Consider the following 18,860-nt stretch of genomic DNA (forward strand, 5'->3'; position numbering starts at 1 on the left):
CTCCAAATTTAAGCGGTTATTTCTTCAATTGTTGTTAAGTTTTTGCTGTTGTTATAGGGACTACATCGGAACGCTTGAACAGGATGTTGTTCTGGTAATTGGTCACCCCGATTAAAAATTTTGTTCCGTAGTGAACCCGTTTTATATGTAGTTTTATAGCGACCATGTTGTTGTAGCTCAGGAATGACCAAGCGAATAAAGTCGTGGTGAGACTCAGGTGCAACTGTACGTGTCAAATTAAAGCCATCAATATCGGTTTCATCTAAAAGATGAATTAGGTATTCAGCAACTTCTTCGCCACTACCCACAATGAGTGGATAACGACCACCCAAAACATGTTGAGCTTTTAAGTCATTTTTTGTGATTTGTTGCTCTTTAAATTTTTCGGTAATCGAAACAATACTGTTACTTTTTTGGTAAGGAATTGCTTCATCGTCGGCAAATTTACTTAAGTCGATGCCAGTTGAACTCGCATAATGCGCTAAGCCAGCTTCAGGACTTGCATATTGACGATATTCATTAAGTTTCTGTACAGCGAGATCATCTGTTTCGGCAACAACAACGGTGATGCCAACGAAGACTTTAATGTCATCCGCTGAACGGCCTTGCTGTTCTGCAAGAGCACGAATCTTTTTCACTTGTTCTCGTATTTTTTCGGGTTTGTCGCCGCCAATAAATACACACTCAGCATGACGCGTCGCAAACTGCATACCTTTGGGGGAAGCACCTGCTTGAAACAGTGTTGGTGTGCGTTGTACAGAAGGAGACACCTGAAACACACCTTCACTTTGGTAATATTTCCCGTGGTGGTGAATGGTGTGAACTTTAGATGGATCTGTAAAAACACGTCGTGCTTTATCTTTTTTAACGGCGTCGTTTTCCCATGAACCTTCCCAGTATTTATAGCAAAGCTCTAAAAACTCTTCGGCTTGTTCATAGCGGGCATCGTGGTCTTTTAAACCTTTTTGACCAATCAAACGTTCTGCACTATCTAAATAACCCGTCACGATATTCCAGCCAATACGACCTTGAGTTAAATGATCAAGACTGGCAAAGCGGCGTGCAAATTGATATGGATGTTCATAGCTTAAGTTCACAGTGACCCCAAAACTCAAGTTTTCAGTGACTGCCGCCATAGCTGAAATGAGTGTAGATGGGTCATGGCTTGGAAGTTGAATGGACTCTTTTAAAGTCAGATCAATACCATTTTGATAGACGTCATACACACCTGTAATATCGGCTATAAACAAGCCGTCAAATAAACCACTTTCTAAGGTTTTAGCTTGTTCTGTCCAATAGCTCAGTTCATTAAAGCGGTGTGATTCATCACGTGGATGTGTCCATAGACCATGATTGATATGCCCAACACAGTTCATGTCAAAGGCGTTTAATAAAATCTCTTTTGCTTTGAAATCTGCCATTACAATGTCCCCCGTCGAGGTGGTAGAACACCGTTAAGAACATAGTTCCCAATAAAGTAATATTTCCATCGTGCAGCATCATGTAAGGTATGCACACGCGCATTGCGCCAGAAACGGTCTAGACCATCTTGTGATTGACTACCACGGCTACCAGCAAGTTCAATCAGCTTAGACGAAGCTTTTAGCGCCGTATCACTACTATGAGCACGTACTTTGGCAACATCGATGGATGCTTTCGCAATATTTTCTGGTGTGGTCTCAATTTTTGCGGCATCGATTGATTGCGCAGCTTGTTTTAATAAAACTTCACTTGCTCGTACATCTACAGCAATGCGTCCTAGCTCATAAATCGTTAAAGGATCTTGGTTGGCTGTTTCTACTTGTGAGTCAATCCATGGACGAGCTTGATGTACTCTTTGCAAGCTTTCTTCAAAGGCTGCACGTGCAATACCTACCTCAATCGATGCATGCATAATTTGGGCAAAAGGACCCACTAAGGTTGGTTGCAAAAATGCAGTATCAAAAGGAATAACATCATCTACATCGACAAAAACCTGATCAAACTTGACCGTGCCGCTACCTGTGGCTTTTTGCCCAAAGCCAGACCAGTCATCAACAAGTTTCAATCCTTGTGAACCACTTTTTGCAAAGGCTAGATACTCTCGACCTGCATCATCTAAAACTAAGGTTGGAATACGGTGAGCAAATAAACTTCCTGTGCAGTAAAACTTTTCTCCTTGAATCAGGTAGCCATTTTCGTGTGGACGAATATTGGTTTGTTTATGAGTTGAAGTTTTGGTTTTAAACTCAGCAAGTGCATTACCAAAGCGAGTCCCATTTAAAACTTCGCCGTATAAACGTTGTTTTTGAGCTTCTGTACCCATATTGCGTAAGACTTCTAAGGCATAGAAGTGGTTTTGCGGAATTTGTCCGATTGAACCATCTGCACCGCTTAAAAGAGCAATCACTTTAGCAACGGTATGACTTGAAACTTCGGCACCGCCATATTGCTTAGGTACTGTAATTGCCCAAAGTCCAGACTGGCTCAATGCATCAATTTCGGTATACGGTAAAATTCGCTTAGAGTCTCGTTCAACAGCAGTTTTTTTAAATTGCTCAGCAAATTGTTTGGCAATTTCTAAAGCTTCAGCATCATTTTGAATAATATGTGCTTGACCAGATGCCGATGTTTGTTTGGTTTGTACCGATTGATATGAAGTCATGACAATTTCTCCTTAAATCCAAGCATGGCGGGCAGGGAAATGACCATTAAGGTAATAATTGCCAATGGCATGTAATTTCCAGCGAACAGGGTCGTGTAGGGTATGTACACGGGCATTTCGCCAATGTTGATCTAAATTATGTTGGCTTAAGCTTGAACGACTACCGCCCAGCTCTAGTAGTTTTTCAGAAATTTGTAGGGCAGCATCATTCGCATAGACTTTCGCTTCGGCAACCAAGATTGAAGCTTTTGCTACCTGTTCATCAGTCACAGTTTCAAGTTGGTCAAGTTCATCTAAATATTCAGCAGCTTCATCCAATAATAAAATTGCAGCATCGAGCAAAATATTTAACTTACCTACCTCTTGCAGGGTGTAATGTTCAAAGCTGGCTTTTTCAACATTTGCATCAATAATTGGACGTGCTTTGTGTATAGTCGATAAAGTATCGTCAAATGCGGCTTCAGCAATCCCTACATCAATTGCTACTTGTAATAACTGAGAGTAAGCACCGCGATAAGTAGGGGCTTTAGTTAATAAGCGTTCATCAAAAATGAGTTCTGGATTAACTTCAACATGATTTAATTTAACTGTACCGCTCGCTGTCGTACGTTGCCCAAATCCATTCCAGTCATTAATGACTTCAATACCTTGAGCCTCTCGGTTAACAATCACTAAAACCACATGACCTTCGGGATGAATTGCTTTAATCGCGAGCCAATGCGCAAAACTTGTTCCCGTCGAATAAAACTTTTCGCCGTTTAAAATATATTTGCCGTTTTCAACAGTAAGAGTGGTTTTTAAGGTTTTTGAATCATGGGTATTACGTTCTGGTCCACCGTTAGCAAGACGCTTTCCTGCCAATATTTCTGAAAAGATAAATTGTTTTTGTTGTTCTGTACCCATGATTTCAATGAGGTTTAACAAGCTAATCTGATTTTGTGGAATCTGACCAACATTCGCATCGCCTTTACTTAGAATACGGAAAACTTGTGCAAGTGTTTTATTGGAAACAAAAGCACCGCCGTATTTTTTTGCAATGCGAATTCCGCCTAAGCCTTTTTGACTAAAGCTTTCGATTTGCTCATAAGGAAGTAAGCGTTGTTGATCACGTGTATTACGACCCTCTAAAGCAAAATCAGCCACTTGATAAGCAGCATTAATGGCTTGTTGATCATTTTGAATGATTTGGACGTACGCCGTCGTTTTAGATAGAGAATTAGACATAATGACACCTTGTATTACTGTCATTACCTTACAAAAGAAATATTTTTCCACTAAACGAGGACTTATGCTCAGCTTATGAAATAAAGTGCAAAGCAATTTTTTTGCTTTTTAATAGATAAATTCAGATATATAAATATATTAAAAATCAATAAATTATGATTTTTATTTGTAAAATGAATAACTAAAAAGATTTTAATATGAAAAACATCTATAAGTACGGTAAAAAAAGATATAAAAAATATAGACCTAACTGTTAGTGAAAAATGAGCACAATATCCATTGTTTTAACTAAAAATAGCTTCTAAAGTATCTACTTACCATCGACCATTTTTGTACAAATAGTCAAATAAAAATAAACGTGGAGATTTTATGCGGGTTTTGTATCAGTTTCCTTTGTCCCATTATTGTGAAAAAGCTCGCTGGTTGTTAGACCATAAAGAACTTGATTATGTGGCTCATAACTTAATTCCAGGGTTTCATCGTGCTTTTGCACAACTCAAGACAGGCCAAAATTTACTGCCTATTTTGAAAGATGATCATCAATGGATCGCTGAGTCGACTAAAATTGCACTTTATCTGGATGATACTTATCCAGAGCATTCACTGTTACGTCGTGATGAACAATTAAGGCAACAAACATTAAAAATAGATAGCTTGGCTGATGAGCTGGGTATTCATGTCCGTCGTTGGGCTTTAGCTCATACGTTGGCACAAGGAGACCATGCTTTAGAAATTATGATGGGTGAACAAGGCTATTTACGTCAGTTTGAAAAAATATCGAAGCCCTTCCTCAAAACACTGGTAAAGAAGAATTATAAACTTGAAGAAGAGCTAGTGAACCAGTCAAAACAGCACATGGATGAGCTCATAAATGAACTAAATAACTGCTTAATCGAAAATCAGGCACGTTATATGGTGGGTGATCGCTTAAGTCTTGCTGATATTTCTGTATGTTCTATGCTTGCTCCTTTATTAGAAATAAAGGGTACGCCGTGGGAGCGGGAAGAAGCTGAAGGTGTTTCGGAAGAATGGAATAACTATCAGCAAAATTTACTCGATTTACCTCTAGGTCAGTATGTTTTAAGAATATATCAAACTGAGCGTAATGCGCGTGTAGATTGGCGCGGAATTTAAAATTATAAAATGCCCTGAGAAAATCGGGGCTTATTTTTATCTCTGCTAGTTATTTTATTAATGTTAGACATTACTATCAATTTTCTAAATGATTTTTATTAAGCCATTTGTTTATATTATTTTGTTGCCAAAATTACTTTTTACAATATAAATTCTATTTTATCTAAATGACTAATAACTTTAATTTTTATAATTTTTTGGAAAATACAATTTTTCTAAATACTATTTTAGCCAAAGTTAAGCCACTTTATTGTGCATGTGTTTACATTGTAATCAATAATTGCCACATTTAAGTGTAATTAGATGAGCTTAATAATAGACAGAAGATTAAAACATAGATTAAAGTAGAAACATGTGAGCAGTTTTAAAGGTATTAATTCTGCAAAACAGATTGAATAGAATAAGTGAAGCAAATGGATGGATCCGACTTGGAAAAGTTGGCTCGATAATTGCAATTTAATAAAAAATCACTCTATTGCTCTATATGAATGATTCTATAGATAAATAGAGAGAATGATCATCAAGGAGTTCTTATGAAACGTTCTGCAACCTCTCTCATTATTTCAACAGTTATGCTTTGTACGGTTGGCGCTACTTCTCAAATTCAAGCAGCAGATACATTAGCTAAAATTAAAAGTACCGGAAAGATCGTAATTGGTCATCGAGAATCCTCAGATCCAATTTCATATGTTGTTGCAGGTAAACCAGTAGGTTATGCAGTCGATATCTGTAACCAGTTTGCAAATGACATTAAAAAAGAACTGAAAATGCCTGGCTTAAAAGTTGAGTACAAGGCTGTAACTTCATCAACACGTATTCCTGAGCTTTTGGCAGGCAATATCGATATGGAATGTGGTACTACTACAAACTCTAAACAACGTCAGCAACAAGTTGGTTTCTCAACTAACTACTATGCAACTGAAGTGCGCATGGCTGTTAAAGCAAATTCAGGCATTAAAAGTTTGGCAGACTTAAATGGTAAAGCTGTTGTTACCACTCAAGGCACCACATCTGACAAATACATCAAGATGAATGAGAAAGGTCAGGCAATTAATGTTCAAAATATTTATGGTAAGGATCATGCTGACTCTTTTGCCATGATGGCATCTGGCCGTGCTGCTGCATTTGTAATGGATGATAATATTTTAGCAGGCTTGATTGCTAAATCTTCTACACCTAAAGCTTTTGCAATTGTAGGTCCAGTACTTTCATCTGAACCTTATGGAATTATGCTTGCTAAAGATGATCCAAAATTTAAAGCGGTTGCAGACCGTACTGTAAAGAACTTGTGGAAAACTGGTCAAATGGACGCTTTATATAAGAAGTGGTTCTTATCTCCAATTCCACCAAAGAATACGAATTTGAACATGCAACAAAGTTCATCTTATAAGAAATTAAAAGCTAACCCAACAGATGCAGGAATCTAACTGGATCTTTTTGTCCTAAATTTACTTGTGTAAGTGTAAAGATTCATTTGCACAAGTGGTCTATTTTCTAAAGATATTAATTTAAGGGGCAAACATGTCAGTCGGCTCGCTAAACTGGACTATATTCTGTGCGGAGTCTAATGAATATGGTGTCGATAAAGCCGCATGGGCAGAATCAGTTTGTAAAGCTATTGGTAGCTCAAGCTACAATGCTTATGCTGAGGCACCCACATGGTTACAAATGTTAGGTTCAGGCGTGTTCACTATGGTTTGGACAGCTATTATAGCCTTTCTTATCGCATTTTTATTAGGTTCTCTCCTAGGGGTAATTCGTACATTACCTAACAAACCTCTCGCATTTATCGGCAATTGTTACGTTGAAATTTTTCGTAATATTCCACTTATTGTGCAACTATTCTTCTGGGCTTTTGTTTTTCCGGAATTTCTACCGGACAGCTTAAGTGCAGGTAGTGGGGATGTGGTTGCTGGTGGTTGGTGGAAAAATATTTTAAATCAACAACCTGCAGTTATTGGTGTTTTTGCATTAGGTCTCTACACGGCTGCCCGTGTATCTGAGCACATACGTGCCGGAATTAATACTGTTTCTCGTGGACAAAAGTTCGCGGCTTCTGCTATGGGTTTTACTACTGCCCAAAGCTATCGTTATGTCATTTTACCAGTTGCATATCGTACTGTATGGCCAACGATTACATCTGAAGCAATGAACGTATTCAAAAACTCAGCTGTTTTATATGCGTTGAGTGTGTTGAATTTCTTTGCTTATACGAAAACGATGCGTGAAGAAACTTCTCAGGACATCATCATTCTTATTCTCTCTACACCTGTTTATTTGATTATCACTTATAGCATTAAGTTTGTAATGGCATGGATTGAGAAACGAATGGCTGTACCTGGCTTAGGTTCAGGAGGGAAGTAATCATGGATTTTTCTTTATTACAAAACCCTGACGTGATCGCAGCACTCAAAGAAGGTTTCATTTTTACGCTTACCGTAACGGTATTAGCAATGATGGGCGGTATCCTAATTGGAACCCCATTGGCAATGATGCGTTTATCTAGCAATGCCATCGCAAGTAATTTTGCAAAATTTTATGTTGATCTGTTTCGTGGTATTCCACTGATTCAGGTGATCTTTATTTTCTACTTTTTGTTGCCAAAAATATTTGAGTTTCAATCTGATACCTATTGGGGGCCGCTATTTTCGAGCGTTGTAACTTTTGCTATTTTTGAAGCTGCATTTTTTTCGGAAATTGTACGTTCTGGAATTCAGTCTATTTCAAAAGGTCAGGTACATGCAGGCTACGCGCTTGGTTTTACCTATGGTCAATCAATGCGCTACGTGGTTTTACCTCAAGCCTTTCGCAACATGCTTCCGGTATTGTTAACTCAAACCATTATTCTGTTTCAGGATGTATCGTTAGTTTATGTGATTAGTGCACCAGACTTTTTAGGTCGTGCAGATACATTAGCTAATACTTATGGACCTGAAACTAAAGCAACATTCTATTTAATCGTCGCTGTAGTGTATTTCTGTAGCTCGTTTGTGCTGTCGCAATTAGTCAAACGCTTACAGCAAAAAATTGCCATCATTCGCTAATTGGAGATTTTAAATGCCAATGATAGACATCCAACATATCTCTAAATGGTATGGTGATTTTCAAGTTTTAACAGATTGCACGACGAGTATTGAAAAAGGTGATGTCGTTGTTGTTTGTGGACCATCTGGTTCAGGAAAATCAACACTCATTAAAACAGTAAATGCTCTAGAACCATTTCAACAAGGTGACATTATTGTTGATGGGATTTCGCTTAAAGATCCAAAAACAGATCTAGCTAAATTCCGTTCACGAGTGGGAATGGTCTTTCAGCACTTTGAACTTTTTCCGCACATGACTGTTTTGGAAAATTTGACGATTGCTCAAGTTAAAGTGTTAAAGCGTTCAGTTGCAGATGCTCGTGCAAAAGGTCTGAAATATTTAGAGCGTGTAGGCTTACTTGCTCATAAAGATAAATTTCCGGGGCAGTTGTCGGGTGGTCAGCAGCAACGTGTAGCGATTGCTCGTGGTTTGTCTATGGACCCAATCTGTATGTTGTTTGATGAACCAACTTCAGCACTTGACCCAGAAATGGTCGGTGAGGTTCTTGAAGTTATGGTGCAGCTCGCACATGAAGGCATGACCATGATGTGTGTTACTCATGAAATGGGCTTTGCTAAAAGAGTATCTAACCGTTTAATTTTTATGGATGAAGGTAAAATTTTAGAAGACTGCCCAACCCATGAATTCTTTGATAATTTAGAAGCTCGTCATGAGCGTGCTAAACTTTTCTTAGAAAAAATTCAGGCGATGCACTAATAACCCTAATAAAAAAAGAGCCATTAAAGGCTCTTTTTTTATATCTAATTTTTAGAAACTATACTTTGCTAGCAGGTTGATACGTGAATAATCCCCCTTGTCACCCGCAAAAGTTTCACGTTGACCGTAAGTATATTCGGCTCCTAAATCAATATTTTTAACTGGGTTCCAGATTAAATTGACTAAAGCGTTATAAATTTCTTTGTTATAGCTAGTATTGGTTAAATTGCTATTTGCATAGACATTATCATCTTTATATTGAATACCACCTACAGCAAAAGTAGAACGTAGAATAGGGCTCCATTTACGTTGATATCCAATTACTGCGCTATCGAATTCTCCTAAATTAATATCTTGTGTTGTTGTGTCATAGTTATAAGCTGAATTGCTATAAAGTAAATAACGACCATCACCTTTAACATGATAGTAATTAGCAACCACACTATCTTGAGGCGTTAAATCATATTTACCACCAACACCGACACCCCAACCAAATTTTTCTTCTGAAGCACTATCTTTTGGAGCCACACGGTTTTCATGGGCAAGACCATGCAACTGTAATAGGCCTTTGTTATTCGTAGTTTTGAAATCATATCGTGCTGTTAAAGCAGGAAAACGGCTTCCACCGGCAGCATTACCAGCTTTTTCAACATCCCCACCTTCTAAGGCAACTAATATTTTCTGTTGTGCATTAATTGGCTGAGTGTACCTAACCTGTACTGTCCGTGTAGTGCCTGTACCAATAGCACCATTAAAATCTACAGTTTCTGGTGAGGTATCTGTGTTTACAAACGGTGAGGTTGTTTGACCAGCTAACCATTTTCCTAAGGACATATAGGCATGGCGAACACGGAAAGTACCATTGCCATTATCTCCATTCCCACCCATGAAATCGGCTTCAATTTTACCTGTTAAATCTCCATATTGAGTTGGACGAGTAATATCTAAGCCAATTCGTGAAGTTGCTGCAGATACATTTAGTGAGTCTTGTTTAGGGTCATCTTTATTCAGTGGATAATTGGCACCATTTGAAATACTGCCATTTGAACCTTTAAAGTCATAGGTTGCATCTGCGCGAACACTACCATAAAGCTTGACTTGAGTTTGTCCATCGACCATAGCCATCCAACCTGGTTTTGATGCAGGTGGTGTAGGGGTGGCAGGTAGTGCGGGACTTGTTGCTGGAGCAGTGACAGTTAAAGCTGTTTTTTGTTGATCAGATAGTTTCTGAACGAGTTGTTTTAACTCCTTTACTTCATCACGTAAGGCGTTAACTTCAGCATCTGTAGCGGCATGCACAGGCATCGTCACGCTCATTACACCGAAAGAACTCATTGCTAACACTAGTGTTTTGATCTTATTCACAGGAACTCCCCCGACATGGATAAAAATTTTCCTGCAAATACATAACAAAAATGATGCCAACTTTACGAAGCTTTAAAAATAGTCAATTTTTGATGATTACTTCCTTTTTAGCCTTAAATGGTAGTGAGAATAAGGATTCTGAATAGATAAATCAGATTTAAGCATAAACTGACTCTCTAAAATGAACCGTCCCTGACACTACTTGCACGTTTAAAAGGCATAAAAGAATTAAGCTCTATAAAAGAAAAAGAGTTTTGCTGTCTATAAACCTCTGTATTTTCAATGCAGAGGTGATGGTATAGGGTTATACTGTCTTTACTGTGAAATTCTGGCTGGAGATAAGAGTGGAGTTAGATCGTTTTGATAAACAAATTCTAGAAATTTTGTCTCATGAAGACTTAAATTTGAATGAACTTTCAGAACGGATCAATCTGTCAGTCAGTTCTGTACATCGCCGTATTAAGCACCTGATTGAAGCCAACATCATGGGGCAGCTCAAAAGGGAAATTAATTTTAGTAAGCTTGGTTTTACTTTACATATTTTATTGCAAGTTTCATTGAGCAAACATGATAGCGAAACATTTGATAAGTTTTTGTCTGAAATAGAGGCAATTCCAGAAGTAACAAACGCATTCTTAGTCACAGGTCAAAGTGCAGATTTTATTTTGGAGCTTGTAGCACGCAACATGGATGACTACAGTGAAATTTTATTAAGACGTATTGGAAAAATCGACAATGTCGTTGCTTTACATTCTAGTTTTGTCATTAAAGAATATAATGTATTTAATTGCTATAACTTGCTCAACAAGCTATAAAAAAACGCACCAAATGGTGCGTTTTCTTTGATTCAAATGTTTGATTTAAGCATCAAGTTGAGCCAAAACCTCATCCGAGAATTCAACGTTAGTATAAACGTTTTGTACATCGTCAAGATCTTCAAACATATCAATCATTTTAAGAATTTGTTTTGCTTGATCAACATCTGTAATTTCAGCTTTTGTGGATGGACTCATCACAACTTCTGCGTTATCAGATTTTAAACCAGCAGCAGCAAGAGCATCCTGAACTTCACCGAAAGTCTCAGGTGAGGTGATTACTAAAATTTCATCTTCTGAAACTTCAATATCTTCAGCCCCAGCTTCTAAAGCAACTTCCATGATTTTATCTTCTAAAGAAACATCTTCAAAAGTAATCTCACCACGTTTAGTAAATAGATAAGATACAGAACCCGCAGTTCCTAAGTTACCATTTGTTTTACTGAAACAGTGACGTACATCGGGAACTGTACGGTTCAAGTTATCTGTCATTGTTTCAACAAGAACAGCAACACCGCCAACCCCATAACCTTCGTAAGTTACTTCTTTTAAATCATCATTATCTTCACCACCAGCACCACGTTGGATTGCACGGTTAATGGTGTCACGTGTCATATTAACTGAGAGAGCTTTTTCAACTACTGCACGCAGACGAGGGTTGCTAGCAGGATCTCCACCACCAAGTTTGGCAGCAGTCACAATTTCACGAATATATTTAGTAAAAACTTTACCGCGACTTGCATCTTGTTTAGCTTTACGATGCTTAATATTGGCCCATTTAGAATGACCCGCCATGGACGTGAACTCCAAAAAAAGAAAATGCAAAAGTGCTAGAATATTAGCATAGGCTTGGTTTTGTTGAAAACTGTTGCCCTGCGTTTTGTTAGCCAATTGAATAACAACAATAAGCTTAAAACCTAATGATTGAGATTAGGTCAAATCAAGTCCAATTTGATTTAGCTAATTTTGACATCTATGTCAAATTGAGCATATAACTCTTTAATAGTTTCCAAGTCTTTTTGTAAATCAGTCGGGTAAATTTTACCTAAAATCCCACCTTGTTTACTTCGAGCATTCGCATACATTAAAACAATAGGAACATTGGCTGCTTTTGCAATATGCCAAAAACCTGTGCGGATAGGTTTACGTTCAGAGCCATCTTTGGCACGTGTAGCTTCAGGAGCAATCACCAAGTTAAAAGTTTCATGAGTTTGAAACTGTTCAACCATTTGTGAAACGATATCTTTACTTGCTTTTCGGTCAACTGGAATACCACCAAGTTTTTCTAGAAGGGGCTTAAGTGGGCCCTTAAAGAGTTCTTTCTTTATTAAGGTATGAATTTTGATGTCTAAAATTTGGAAGAGGGCAATCGATAACACTGCATCTAGATTTGATGTATGTTCAAAGCCAATAATAACTTGTTTTTTCTCAAGAATTTTTGGGTCTACATTGTAGGTCCAACCAACGGCTTTAAAGATAGAGTTAGCTAAAAATTTTTTCATACATCAGTGCAAGGTGAGAAATTTTCAGGATTCTAATATGAGTTTGTAAAAAAGCCTAGAAAAATTATGAAAGCTAAAGTAGAGCACAAAAGTTAAGGGTTATCTAAATTATAAAATAATTAAAAAGTTCTTTTTTTATTTTTCTCAAACTTAGTCTTAAGTAATAAACCTAGATAATTTTAAAGTTAAGATACTGGCTGTGGTATCTCTTCATTAATTAAATATTCAATATATTTCCAAATTTTTTCTGGGTTAATAAGGTTTTTATCTGTCGTCCCATCAATAATCATTCCATCAATAATAGAAATAATGATATGAACAAGGGGAGTTGGGTTTTCTATGCCTAATTGAGTAAGTTTTTCATGTAATAAATTAGTCAACCATTTTGTATATTCATAAAATGGTTCGCGAATTGAAGTATATTGTTTGGATACTTCAATAAATGCCTTTTTAAATAAACATCCATTAAATGTTTCGCTATTGATCCATTCAATATACCAATTAAAAATAATATGAATTTGTTGTAGCGGAGTAGCATCTTGATGCAAACTCAACTGTTCATTGATAGAGTTTTGGATATTTATATTTCGATGTTGCAAACATTCCATAATTAAATTTTCCTTTGAAGGGAAATATTTATAGAAAGTCATTTTTGCAACATTTGATTCGGCAATAATACGGTCAACGCCAGTAGCATTGTAACCAATCTGATTAAATAAATTTAAAGCAGTATTTATAATATCTTCTTTTTTTGACATTACTATTCCATATAGTTAAAACTAATTATAACTTAATCTAAAATATTAAATTTTTAATACAAATTATGATAATGAAAAAGTGAATTTGATTCAAGTTGAGATTGTGATAATGATTATCATTAATTGAAGTTTTTTTTAAATTTTTTATTTGATTTCGTACCATTTTAATTCTAATATGAATTGATGATGGAATAAGTTTAAATATTAATTTAAGTCATTGTTTTTATAATAAAATATGTAAAAATCGATCATGCTTCAATAAGTTTAATGAGAGCGGATATGCCTAAGAAATTTGAGAATTTTAATAATCCTAGAAAGAAAGCACTCGCAGGGATGAAGCAAAGCATTTCAGTAGAACTATGGGAAAAAAATTTAAACTTTTTAACCCACTTAAGAGCAAAAATTGCTAAACATCCAGTATCCCATCATCCGGCAATTGATACTTTAAATAACGGCGAAATTAATAAAGAAGACTTAAAAAAAATTCACTTAGAGTATCGTCATGCAATTGTACAAACTTTTACTGATGCATTGCTCATGGCCCAATTTCAAACAAAACAATTGGAACCGAGATTGCATGCTGGTGCAAAAATGTTTCCGCGTTTTCTGTTGAGTTTAAATATTTTTGATGAGTTTGGATTTCGTCCAGGCTTAGACAAAGACGGTTACTATCAGGGAAATCCTGAATATGCTCATTATCCTTTATTTGAAGATATATTGAATGATTTTGGTATCACTGAACAAGATCGCCAAAATTATCACCCGAGTAAAATTGCAGATCAGGTTAGGGTATTTTTAGAAAATACTTATGATGACTACAAAGCAGTTTCAGCCTTATTAGCAGTTGCAGAAGAAGAGGTGATTCTATATAGCCCACCTCTACGTAGAGCAACTAAAGCAGTTGGTCTGGATGTGGAAGGTGGTGGTTATTATCATGTACATGGTATCTCTGAGGATGAAAGTGCTGAAGCAGCAGACGATGATCATGAAGAAGATTTATGGTATGTGTTGATGCAAGCTTGTACAGAAGCAGATTACAACTATATTGAGAAACTATGCTTAGAGTATTGTGATTTATGGGAAAAGTTTTGGGATACTCAATTAGAAAATTCTAAACCTATGCGAAAACAAATCTTAGCTTAATAGATGAAATGTGTATATTTAGCAAGAAACGGGAATGTGCTTTAAAACATCTAAAATTTAGAGATAAAATAAAATTTAATTTTTGAGAATTTTGTATATCGGTATAGAATATTCTATTCGAACATATAAAAAACCCCATAAATTTTTAATTTATGGGGTTCGTATTTGGTGGGCCCACACAGACTTGAACTGTGGACCAACGGATTATGAGTCCGCTGCTCTAACCAACTGAGCTATAGGCCCTATAAGTCAGAAAAGCTTTTAATCTCAAGCCTTTTCAGTGCGTGCAATACTAATCAATTTTTTAATTAAACACAAGACATTTTCTGAAATAGGCTCAAAGTAAACCCAAAAATATTGTGTTATATTGGTTAATATTTCAAACGATAGGGATTCTAGCTTATCTATACTTCAAGAGTAAAGTAGACTAAGTTATTTATCGATCAATTAGAACTTATTCCAACAGTTTATCGACATGTTGATGTAATTGTATTTGTAATTTGAACCACTAATTTATATAAAATATATTTTGTTTAAAATATGAGCAGGATGTGTAGGTGCATTGTTTGAATGTTTTGAAATTATGAAATTAGAAAAACTTATTTAAGATAAATACAAATGTAGATTAAAAATACTATATAAAATTTTCTATATTTTAATATTGTAATTAAGCTTTAGATATATAGTAGATTGTCTTTTTAAGTATATCTTTCGAAAAATAATTGTTGTAAGAATTCTCTTAATGGAATTCTAGTCTATATGTAGTAAAAAATAAATTAATAGGTCTAAATGACTTAAGAATAATGGTATTATTAATTTTTAGAGTAGGTATGAAATTTAAATTTAAGTTAATAAAAAGTAAACATTGAGATATAACGTTAACAACTTTAATGATGAAATATAAAAATAGTAAATAAACAGTTTTCAGTATTGTGAGAGATAAATAAATTTAATTAAAATATAATACTTTTTCTTAATGTGTTTGTTGTGTTTTTCTAAAAAAGAAGTTATTAAGGACAAAAATAAAAATTTTTATGATTAAAATATCTTTTCTTCTTCTCAGTATTTTATATATAAAACTTAAATTGTGATTGTCTTCACAATAATATAAATGTTTGTATCCTATAAATTTTATTCTTGACTAAAACACTTGGTTTTAATAAAGTATAAGTGTATTTTTTACAAAATAAAATATTATTGCTTAATCCTGAAATACAACAAGAGGCCTACTTTCTAAGTAGGCTTTTTGTTTTTGGTAGTATTTAGAGATATGGTACAGAGTAATAAGCTTAAGCTTTAAATAAAATAGATTTAACAAGAATTAAACCTATAAAAAAGCTTTAGACTTTAAGAACTATCCTATAAATTTTCTTGAATAATTTGAATTAACTCTCTAGCTGCTTTAGGTAAAGGGCGGTCTTGGAGCCAAATTAAATAAATAGATAGAGGTAAATGATTTTTTGTATTTTTAAAATCTAAAAGGACTAAGTGACCTTGATCGATTTTATCTTGTACTAATGATAACGGAAAATTTCCCCAACCGAGTCCCGCTTCAACCATATTAATTGCTGTTTGTAGACTATTGGTTTTCCAATACATTGCACCAATAATTGAACGGGGATCTTTCATTTCATGTTCACTACTCGCCACAACAATTTGTCTAATATTGATTAATTCTTCAATAGAAAACTGTTTTGATTTATCTTGTAGAAGAGCGTGGCTAGAAGAAATCGTAGCCGCCACTGTTTCAGTCATGACTAATTGTAGATTTTCACGCATTTTTATATTGAGATCTGAACCTGCTAAGCAAAGACTGATTTGCTCCGTATAAAGTAAATTAACAATGTCGTCTTGAGGTGCAGTAATAATCTCTATATTCAGTAAAGGGAATTTATCGGCTAATTTCTTTATACAAGAAAACAATAATTTTGTATTTACATCAGAAACAACGCCAATACGCAATTTACTTTCAAGTCCTAAGGAAAGTTCATGTGCATGATTGCTAAATAGCCTAAGTTGTTCAGAGATAATTCGTGCTTGCGGTTCCAAAGCTAATGCGGTAGCGGTTGGAATGACCTTCCGAGGAGTCCGTTCAAATAATATGTAACCCAATTCTGCTTCTAAATTAGCAATGGCCATACTTACCGCTGAGGGGACTCGATTGAGTTTACGAGCGGCCGCAGAGAAAGAACCTGTATCAAGTACAGTTATGAAAAGTTCAATATTTTCACTGTTAAAATTCATTTTGATATCAGCTGAACTGAAAGCTATTAACTTTATATATGATTTTAACTGAAATTAAAATATAAGGAATGAAGCAGAGTTTGTTGATTATGCAAGGTATAAAACGTCGAATTGTATATGTTTCTTCCTATGAGATAATCGGCATGATTATTTCATCAGTAGGGTTAGCGATTTTGGCAGGTGATAGTGTTGAACATACAGGGCCACTATCTGTCATGATTACGACCATCGCTGTGACTTGGAATTTTATCTACAATATTTTATATGAGAAATGGGAAGCTAAACAAAGCAGTCATATCCGTACAGTTAAGCGTAGAGTTGGACATGCCATCGGTTTTCAACTTACTTTGGTTCTGTTTTTAATTCCGCTTATTTCATGGTGGATGGATATTTCCCTCATTGCTGCTTTTTGGTTAGATGTGGCCTTTATTATCATTATCCCTATCTATACTTTTATATTTAATTGGAGCTTTGATAAGTTATTTGGATTGCCTATTTCGGCGCAGGCTAAAGCGCTACCAGAATAACTGTAAAATCATTTTAATAAGCTAACAAGGTGATCGACTTTGATAGCTTATCTAGCTTCATTATTTGATTTGATCAATAGCTAACTGTTTTGAAAATTTTAATTGAGCTTTCTTGGCGAAAATATAATAAATTAAAGCAGTTGAGATAAGGCCTACGAGCCACGATAAATCGATTCCTCCTAGCATTGCCGCAATTTGACCCGTATAAAATTTACTATCAATAAATGGTAGTTGAATCAAAATACCTAGAAAGTAGCAGGTAATACCAATCCGATTCCAACGTCCATACTTACCATTTGGATCATAGAGCGCATCTACATCACATTCTTCTTTAGAGATAAAGTAGTAATCAACAAGATTAATGGCACTCCACGGAATAAAAAAGGTAAGCAAAAACAAAATAAATGCTTTAAAGGCGCTTAAAAAAGTATGTTCACCTATAATTGCAATAAAGGTCGAGACTACAACCATAGCAAGGACAATCAGTAATCTTGTTATTTTTGAGATTTGATTTGTTGATTTGAAACTATTCCAAATCGTAGCAATACACATAAAACTACCATAGGCATTTAAGGTCGTCAGAGTAACTTTCCCAAAAGCAATACTAAAATATAGAAAGGTTACGACAAGGGCAATTGGGTTCATACCAACAACATATTGAACTTCATTTCCGACAAAATTGCCGTTTGCAACTTGAGCGATTAAAACGCCTAAGCTCATAGAAATTTGTGAGCCAATTAAAGAACCTAAGCCCACTGCCCAAAAAACACGAGATGAAGATGTTTTAGTTGGCAGATAGCGAGAATAGTCTGCAACATAGGGACCAAAAGAGATTTGCCAAGAAGCAGAAAGGGAAACTGCTAATAAGAATGAAGACCAGCTGAAATGACGTACTGCTAAGAGCTCAGAAAAATCAGAAAGTGCTAAGATCTGAGTCAAAATAATCACAAAAGCAATCAAACCAATAATACTGGCTACTTTACCTACCAAATGGATTAAACGGTATCCAATCGTTGCGAATAAAATGATTAAACTTGCATAAATTAAGATGCCAGTTGTATTGCTGACATGTGCTAAATGTGCAATTGCTTTACCCGCTAATACCTCTCCAGTTGCGGTAAAGCCAATATACATAAGGCAAACGAGTATGATTGGAATGCACGCGCCATAAACCCCAAATTGCACACGGCTTGAAATCATTTGAGGCAGACCAAGTTTAGGACCTTGGGCAGCATGTAGTGCCATGACGGCAGCACCAAAACATTGTCCTACTAATAAGCCAATAATAGACCAAAAAACATCCCCACCTAACACAACGGCTAGCGCGCCTGTCACAATGGCTGTGATTTGTAAGTTAGCCCCAAACCATAGGGTGAATTGGGCAAATATTCCGCCATGTCTTTCATTTTCAGGAATAAAGTCGATGCTTCGGTTTTCTATAAAACTACTATTAGGTTTCCCAGCCGATGAGTCCATTTCACTCTCCTTATCCTTTAAGAGCCATCCTATTCTTATTTATTCATATTTGTATAATCAAATATAAACATGTATATACAAGTAATTTTAAGAAGAATCAAATATTTTTGAAGTATTGGATATTAAAATTGAGTTAAATAATTCATAGATAAATAGAAAAAGTATTTGACTGATTTTATTTTTCGAAAGTTAAATGATAAAAAAATAATATATAAAAAAGCCCTCTG

The 18,860-nt window shown here is 35.6% G+C and carries 17 protein-coding genes and 1 tRNA gene; 8 read left to right on the forward strand and 10 right to left on the reverse strand.

The window, feature by feature from the left end; all coding sequences use genetic code 11:
* Positions 1-8: 8 nt before the first annotated feature.
* From ACXM0J_RS07375 to ACXM0J_RS07385, 3 genes are read right to left on the reverse strand one after another with little or no spacing between them, the layout of a single operon-like run.
* Positions 9-1,421, reverse strand: coding sequence for an LLM class flavin-dependent oxidoreductase (locus ACXM0J_RS07375; RefSeq protein WP_262470191.1), 1,413 nt, complete (start codon positions 1,419-1,421; stop codon positions 9-11).
* Positions 1,421-2,644: an SfnB family sulfur acquisition oxidoreductase gene (locus tag ACXM0J_RS07380; RefSeq protein ID WP_086264517.1), complete on the reverse strand. Its 1,224-nt coding sequence runs from the start codon at positions 2,642-2,644 to the stop codon at positions 1,421-1,423. Before ACXM0J_RS07380 ends, ACXM0J_RS07375 begins: the two co-directional genes overlap by 1 nt.
* Positions 2,645-2,656: 12 nt before the next feature.
* Positions 2,657-3,892 (reverse strand): SfnB family sulfur acquisition oxidoreductase, encoded by a 1,236-nt coding sequence (locus ACXM0J_RS07385; RefSeq protein ID WP_086264518.1) that lies wholly within the window; start codon positions 3,890-3,892, stop codon positions 2,657-2,659.
* A gap of 345 nt (positions 3,893-4,237) precedes the next feature.
* Here ACXM0J_RS07385 and ACXM0J_RS07390 point away from each other — a divergent pair, with 345 nt between their 5' ends.
* From ACXM0J_RS07390 to ACXM0J_RS07410, 5 genes are all read left to right on the forward strand, one after another.
* Positions 4,238-5,002 (forward strand): glutathione S-transferase family protein, encoded by a 765-nt coding sequence (locus tag ACXM0J_RS07390; RefSeq protein ID WP_086264519.1) that lies wholly within the window; start codon positions 4,238-4,240, stop codon positions 5,000-5,002.
* Positions 5,003-5,535: 533 nt separating this feature from the next.
* Positions 5,536-6,429: an amino acid ABC transporter substrate-binding protein gene (locus ACXM0J_RS07395; protein ID WP_086264520.1), complete on the forward strand. Its 894-nt coding sequence runs from the start codon at positions 5,536-5,538 to the stop codon at positions 6,427-6,429.
* Positions 6,430-6,523: 94 nt separating this feature from the next.
* Positions 6,524-7,366, forward strand: coding sequence for an amino acid ABC transporter permease (locus ACXM0J_RS07400; RefSeq protein WP_002114400.1), 843 nt, complete (start codon positions 6,524-6,526; stop codon positions 7,364-7,366).
* A gap of 2 nt (positions 7,367-7,368) precedes the next feature.
* On the forward strand, positions 7,369-8,046 hold the full coding sequence (locus ACXM0J_RS07405; protein ID WP_032062410.1) for an amino acid ABC transporter permease: 678 nt from the start codon (positions 7,369-7,371) through the stop codon (positions 8,044-8,046).
* 13 nt (positions 8,047-8,059) lie between these two features.
* Complete coding sequence (locus ACXM0J_RS07410; protein WP_002114298.1) at positions 8,060-8,803, forward strand: amino acid ABC transporter ATP-binding protein; 744 nt, start codon at positions 8,060-8,062, stop codon at positions 8,801-8,803.
* A gap of 51 nt (positions 8,804-8,854) precedes the next feature.
* Here the strand turns inward: ACXM0J_RS07410 and ACXM0J_RS07415 are convergent, their stop codons facing one another.
* On the reverse strand, positions 8,855-10,168 hold the full coding sequence (locus ACXM0J_RS07415; protein ID WP_213034371.1) for a DcaP family trimeric outer membrane transporter: 1,314 nt from the start codon (positions 10,166-10,168) through the stop codon (positions 8,855-8,857).
* 344 nt (positions 10,169-10,512) lie between these two features.
* Here ACXM0J_RS07415 and ACXM0J_RS07420 point away from each other — a divergent pair, with 344 nt between their 5' ends.
* A complete protein-coding gene (locus ACXM0J_RS07420) occupies positions 10,513-10,983 on the forward strand; it encodes an Lrp/AsnC family transcriptional regulator (protein WP_002050132.1) in 471 nt (156 codons plus the stop codon).
* Between the two features lie 45 nt (positions 10,984-11,028).
* On the opposite strand, the gene ACXM0J_RS07425 is transcribed toward ACXM0J_RS07420, so the two are convergent.
* From ACXM0J_RS07425 to ACXM0J_RS07435, 3 genes are all read right to left on the reverse strand, one after another.
* Positions 11,029-11,778, reverse strand: a complete 750-nt coding sequence (locus ACXM0J_RS07425) for a YebC/PmpR family DNA-binding transcriptional regulator (RefSeq protein ID WP_057062671.1) — start codon at positions 11,776-11,778, stop codon at positions 11,029-11,031.
* Positions 11,779-11,939: 161 nt separating this feature from the next.
* Positions 11,940-12,485: a 1-acyl-sn-glycerol-3-phosphate acyltransferase gene (locus ACXM0J_RS07430; protein ID WP_086264521.1), complete on the reverse strand. Its 546-nt coding sequence runs from the start codon at positions 12,483-12,485 to the stop codon at positions 11,940-11,942.
* A gap of 185 nt (positions 12,486-12,670) precedes the next feature.
* Positions 12,671-13,243 (reverse strand): TetR/AcrR family transcriptional regulator, encoded by a 573-nt coding sequence (locus ACXM0J_RS07435; RefSeq protein ID WP_086264522.1) that lies wholly within the window; start codon positions 13,241-13,243, stop codon positions 12,671-12,673.
* A 279-nt stretch (positions 13,244-13,522) separates the two neighbouring features.
* Between ACXM0J_RS07435 and ACXM0J_RS07440 the strand changes: the two genes are divergently transcribed.
* Entirely contained in the window at positions 13,523-14,386 is an 864-nt protein-coding gene (locus tag ACXM0J_RS07440) for a heme oxygenase-like domain-containing protein (protein ID WP_213034372.1), read from the forward strand.
* 166 nt (positions 14,387-14,552) lie between these two features.
* Here ACXM0J_RS07440 and ACXM0J_RS07445 read toward each other — a convergent pair.
* Positions 14,553-14,629, reverse strand: a tRNA-Ile gene (locus ACXM0J_RS07445).
* 1,116 nt (positions 14,630-15,745) lie between these two features.
* Positions 15,746-16,630: a LysR family transcriptional regulator gene (locus ACXM0J_RS07450; RefSeq protein WP_086264524.1), complete on the reverse strand. Its 885-nt coding sequence runs from the start codon at positions 16,628-16,630 to the stop codon at positions 15,746-15,748.
* 89 nt (positions 16,631-16,719) lie between these two features.
* Between ACXM0J_RS07450 and ACXM0J_RS07455 the strand changes: the two genes are divergently transcribed.
* Entirely contained in the window at positions 16,720-17,157 is a 438-nt protein-coding gene (locus tag ACXM0J_RS07455) for a PACE efflux transporter (protein WP_086264525.1), read from the forward strand.
* 60 nt (positions 17,158-17,217) lie between these two features.
* On the opposite strand, the gene ACXM0J_RS07460 is transcribed toward ACXM0J_RS07455, so the two are convergent.
* Complete coding sequence (locus ACXM0J_RS07460) at positions 17,218-18,633, reverse strand: purine-cytosine permease family protein (RefSeq protein WP_086264526.1); 1,416 nt, start codon at positions 18,631-18,633, stop codon at positions 17,218-17,220.
* Positions 18,634-18,860 lie beyond the last annotated feature (227 nt).

The organism is Acinetobacter sp. GRABPA_MV_2, from assembly GCF_056725885.1.

Coding starts and splice junctions, on each gene's coding strand:
- ACXM0J_RS07375 (WP_262470191.1), bottom strand. CDS start 1,421: ATGGCAGATTTCAAAGCAAAAGAGATTTTATTAAACGCCTTTGACATG.
- ACXM0J_RS07380 (WP_086264517.1), bottom strand. CDS start 2,644: ATGACTTCATATCAATCGGTACAAACCAAACAAACATCGGCATCTGGT.
- ACXM0J_RS07385 (WP_086264518.1), bottom strand. CDS start 3,892: ATGACAGTAATACAAGGTGTCATTATGTCTAATTCTCTATCTAAAACG.
- ACXM0J_RS07390 (WP_086264519.1), top strand. CDS start 4,238: ATGCGGGTTTTGTATCAGTTTCCTTTGTCCCATTATTGTGAAAAAGCT.
- ACXM0J_RS07395 (WP_086264520.1), top strand. CDS start 5,536: ATGAAACGTTCTGCAACCTCTCTCATTATTTCAACAGTTATGCTTTGT.
- ACXM0J_RS07400 (WP_002114400.1), top strand. CDS start 6,524: ATGTCAGTCGGCTCGCTAAACTGGACTATATTCTGTGCGGAGTCTAAT.
- ACXM0J_RS07405 (WP_032062410.1), top strand. CDS start 7,369: ATGGATTTTTCTTTATTACAAAACCCTGACGTGATCGCAGCACTCAAA.
- ACXM0J_RS07410 (WP_002114298.1), top strand. CDS start 8,060: ATGCCAATGATAGACATCCAACATATCTCTAAATGGTATGGTGATTTT.
- ACXM0J_RS07425 (WP_057062671.1), bottom strand. CDS start 11,778: ATGGCGGGTCATTCTAAATGGGCCAATATTAAGCATCGTAAAGCTAAA.
- ACXM0J_RS07430 (WP_086264521.1), bottom strand. CDS start 12,485: ATGAAAAAATTTTTAGCTAACTCTATCTTTAAAGCCGTTGGTTGGACC.
- ACXM0J_RS07435 (WP_086264522.1), bottom strand. CDS start 13,243: ATGTCAAAAAAAGAAGATATTATAAATACTGCTTTAAATTTATTTAAT.
- ACXM0J_RS07440 (WP_213034372.1), top strand. CDS start 13,523: ATGCCTAAGAAATTTGAGAATTTTAATAATCCTAGAAAGAAAGCACTC.
- ACXM0J_RS07450 (WP_086264524.1), bottom strand. CDS start 16,630: ATGAATTTTAACAGTGAAAATATTGAACTTTTCATAACTGTACTTGAT.
- ACXM0J_RS07455 (WP_086264525.1), top strand. CDS start 16,720: ATGCAAGGTATAAAACGTCGAATTGTATATGTTTCTTCCTATGAGATA.
- ACXM0J_RS07460 (WP_086264526.1), bottom strand. CDS start 18,633: ATGGACTCATCGGCTGGGAAACCTAATAGTAGTTTTATAGAAAACCGA.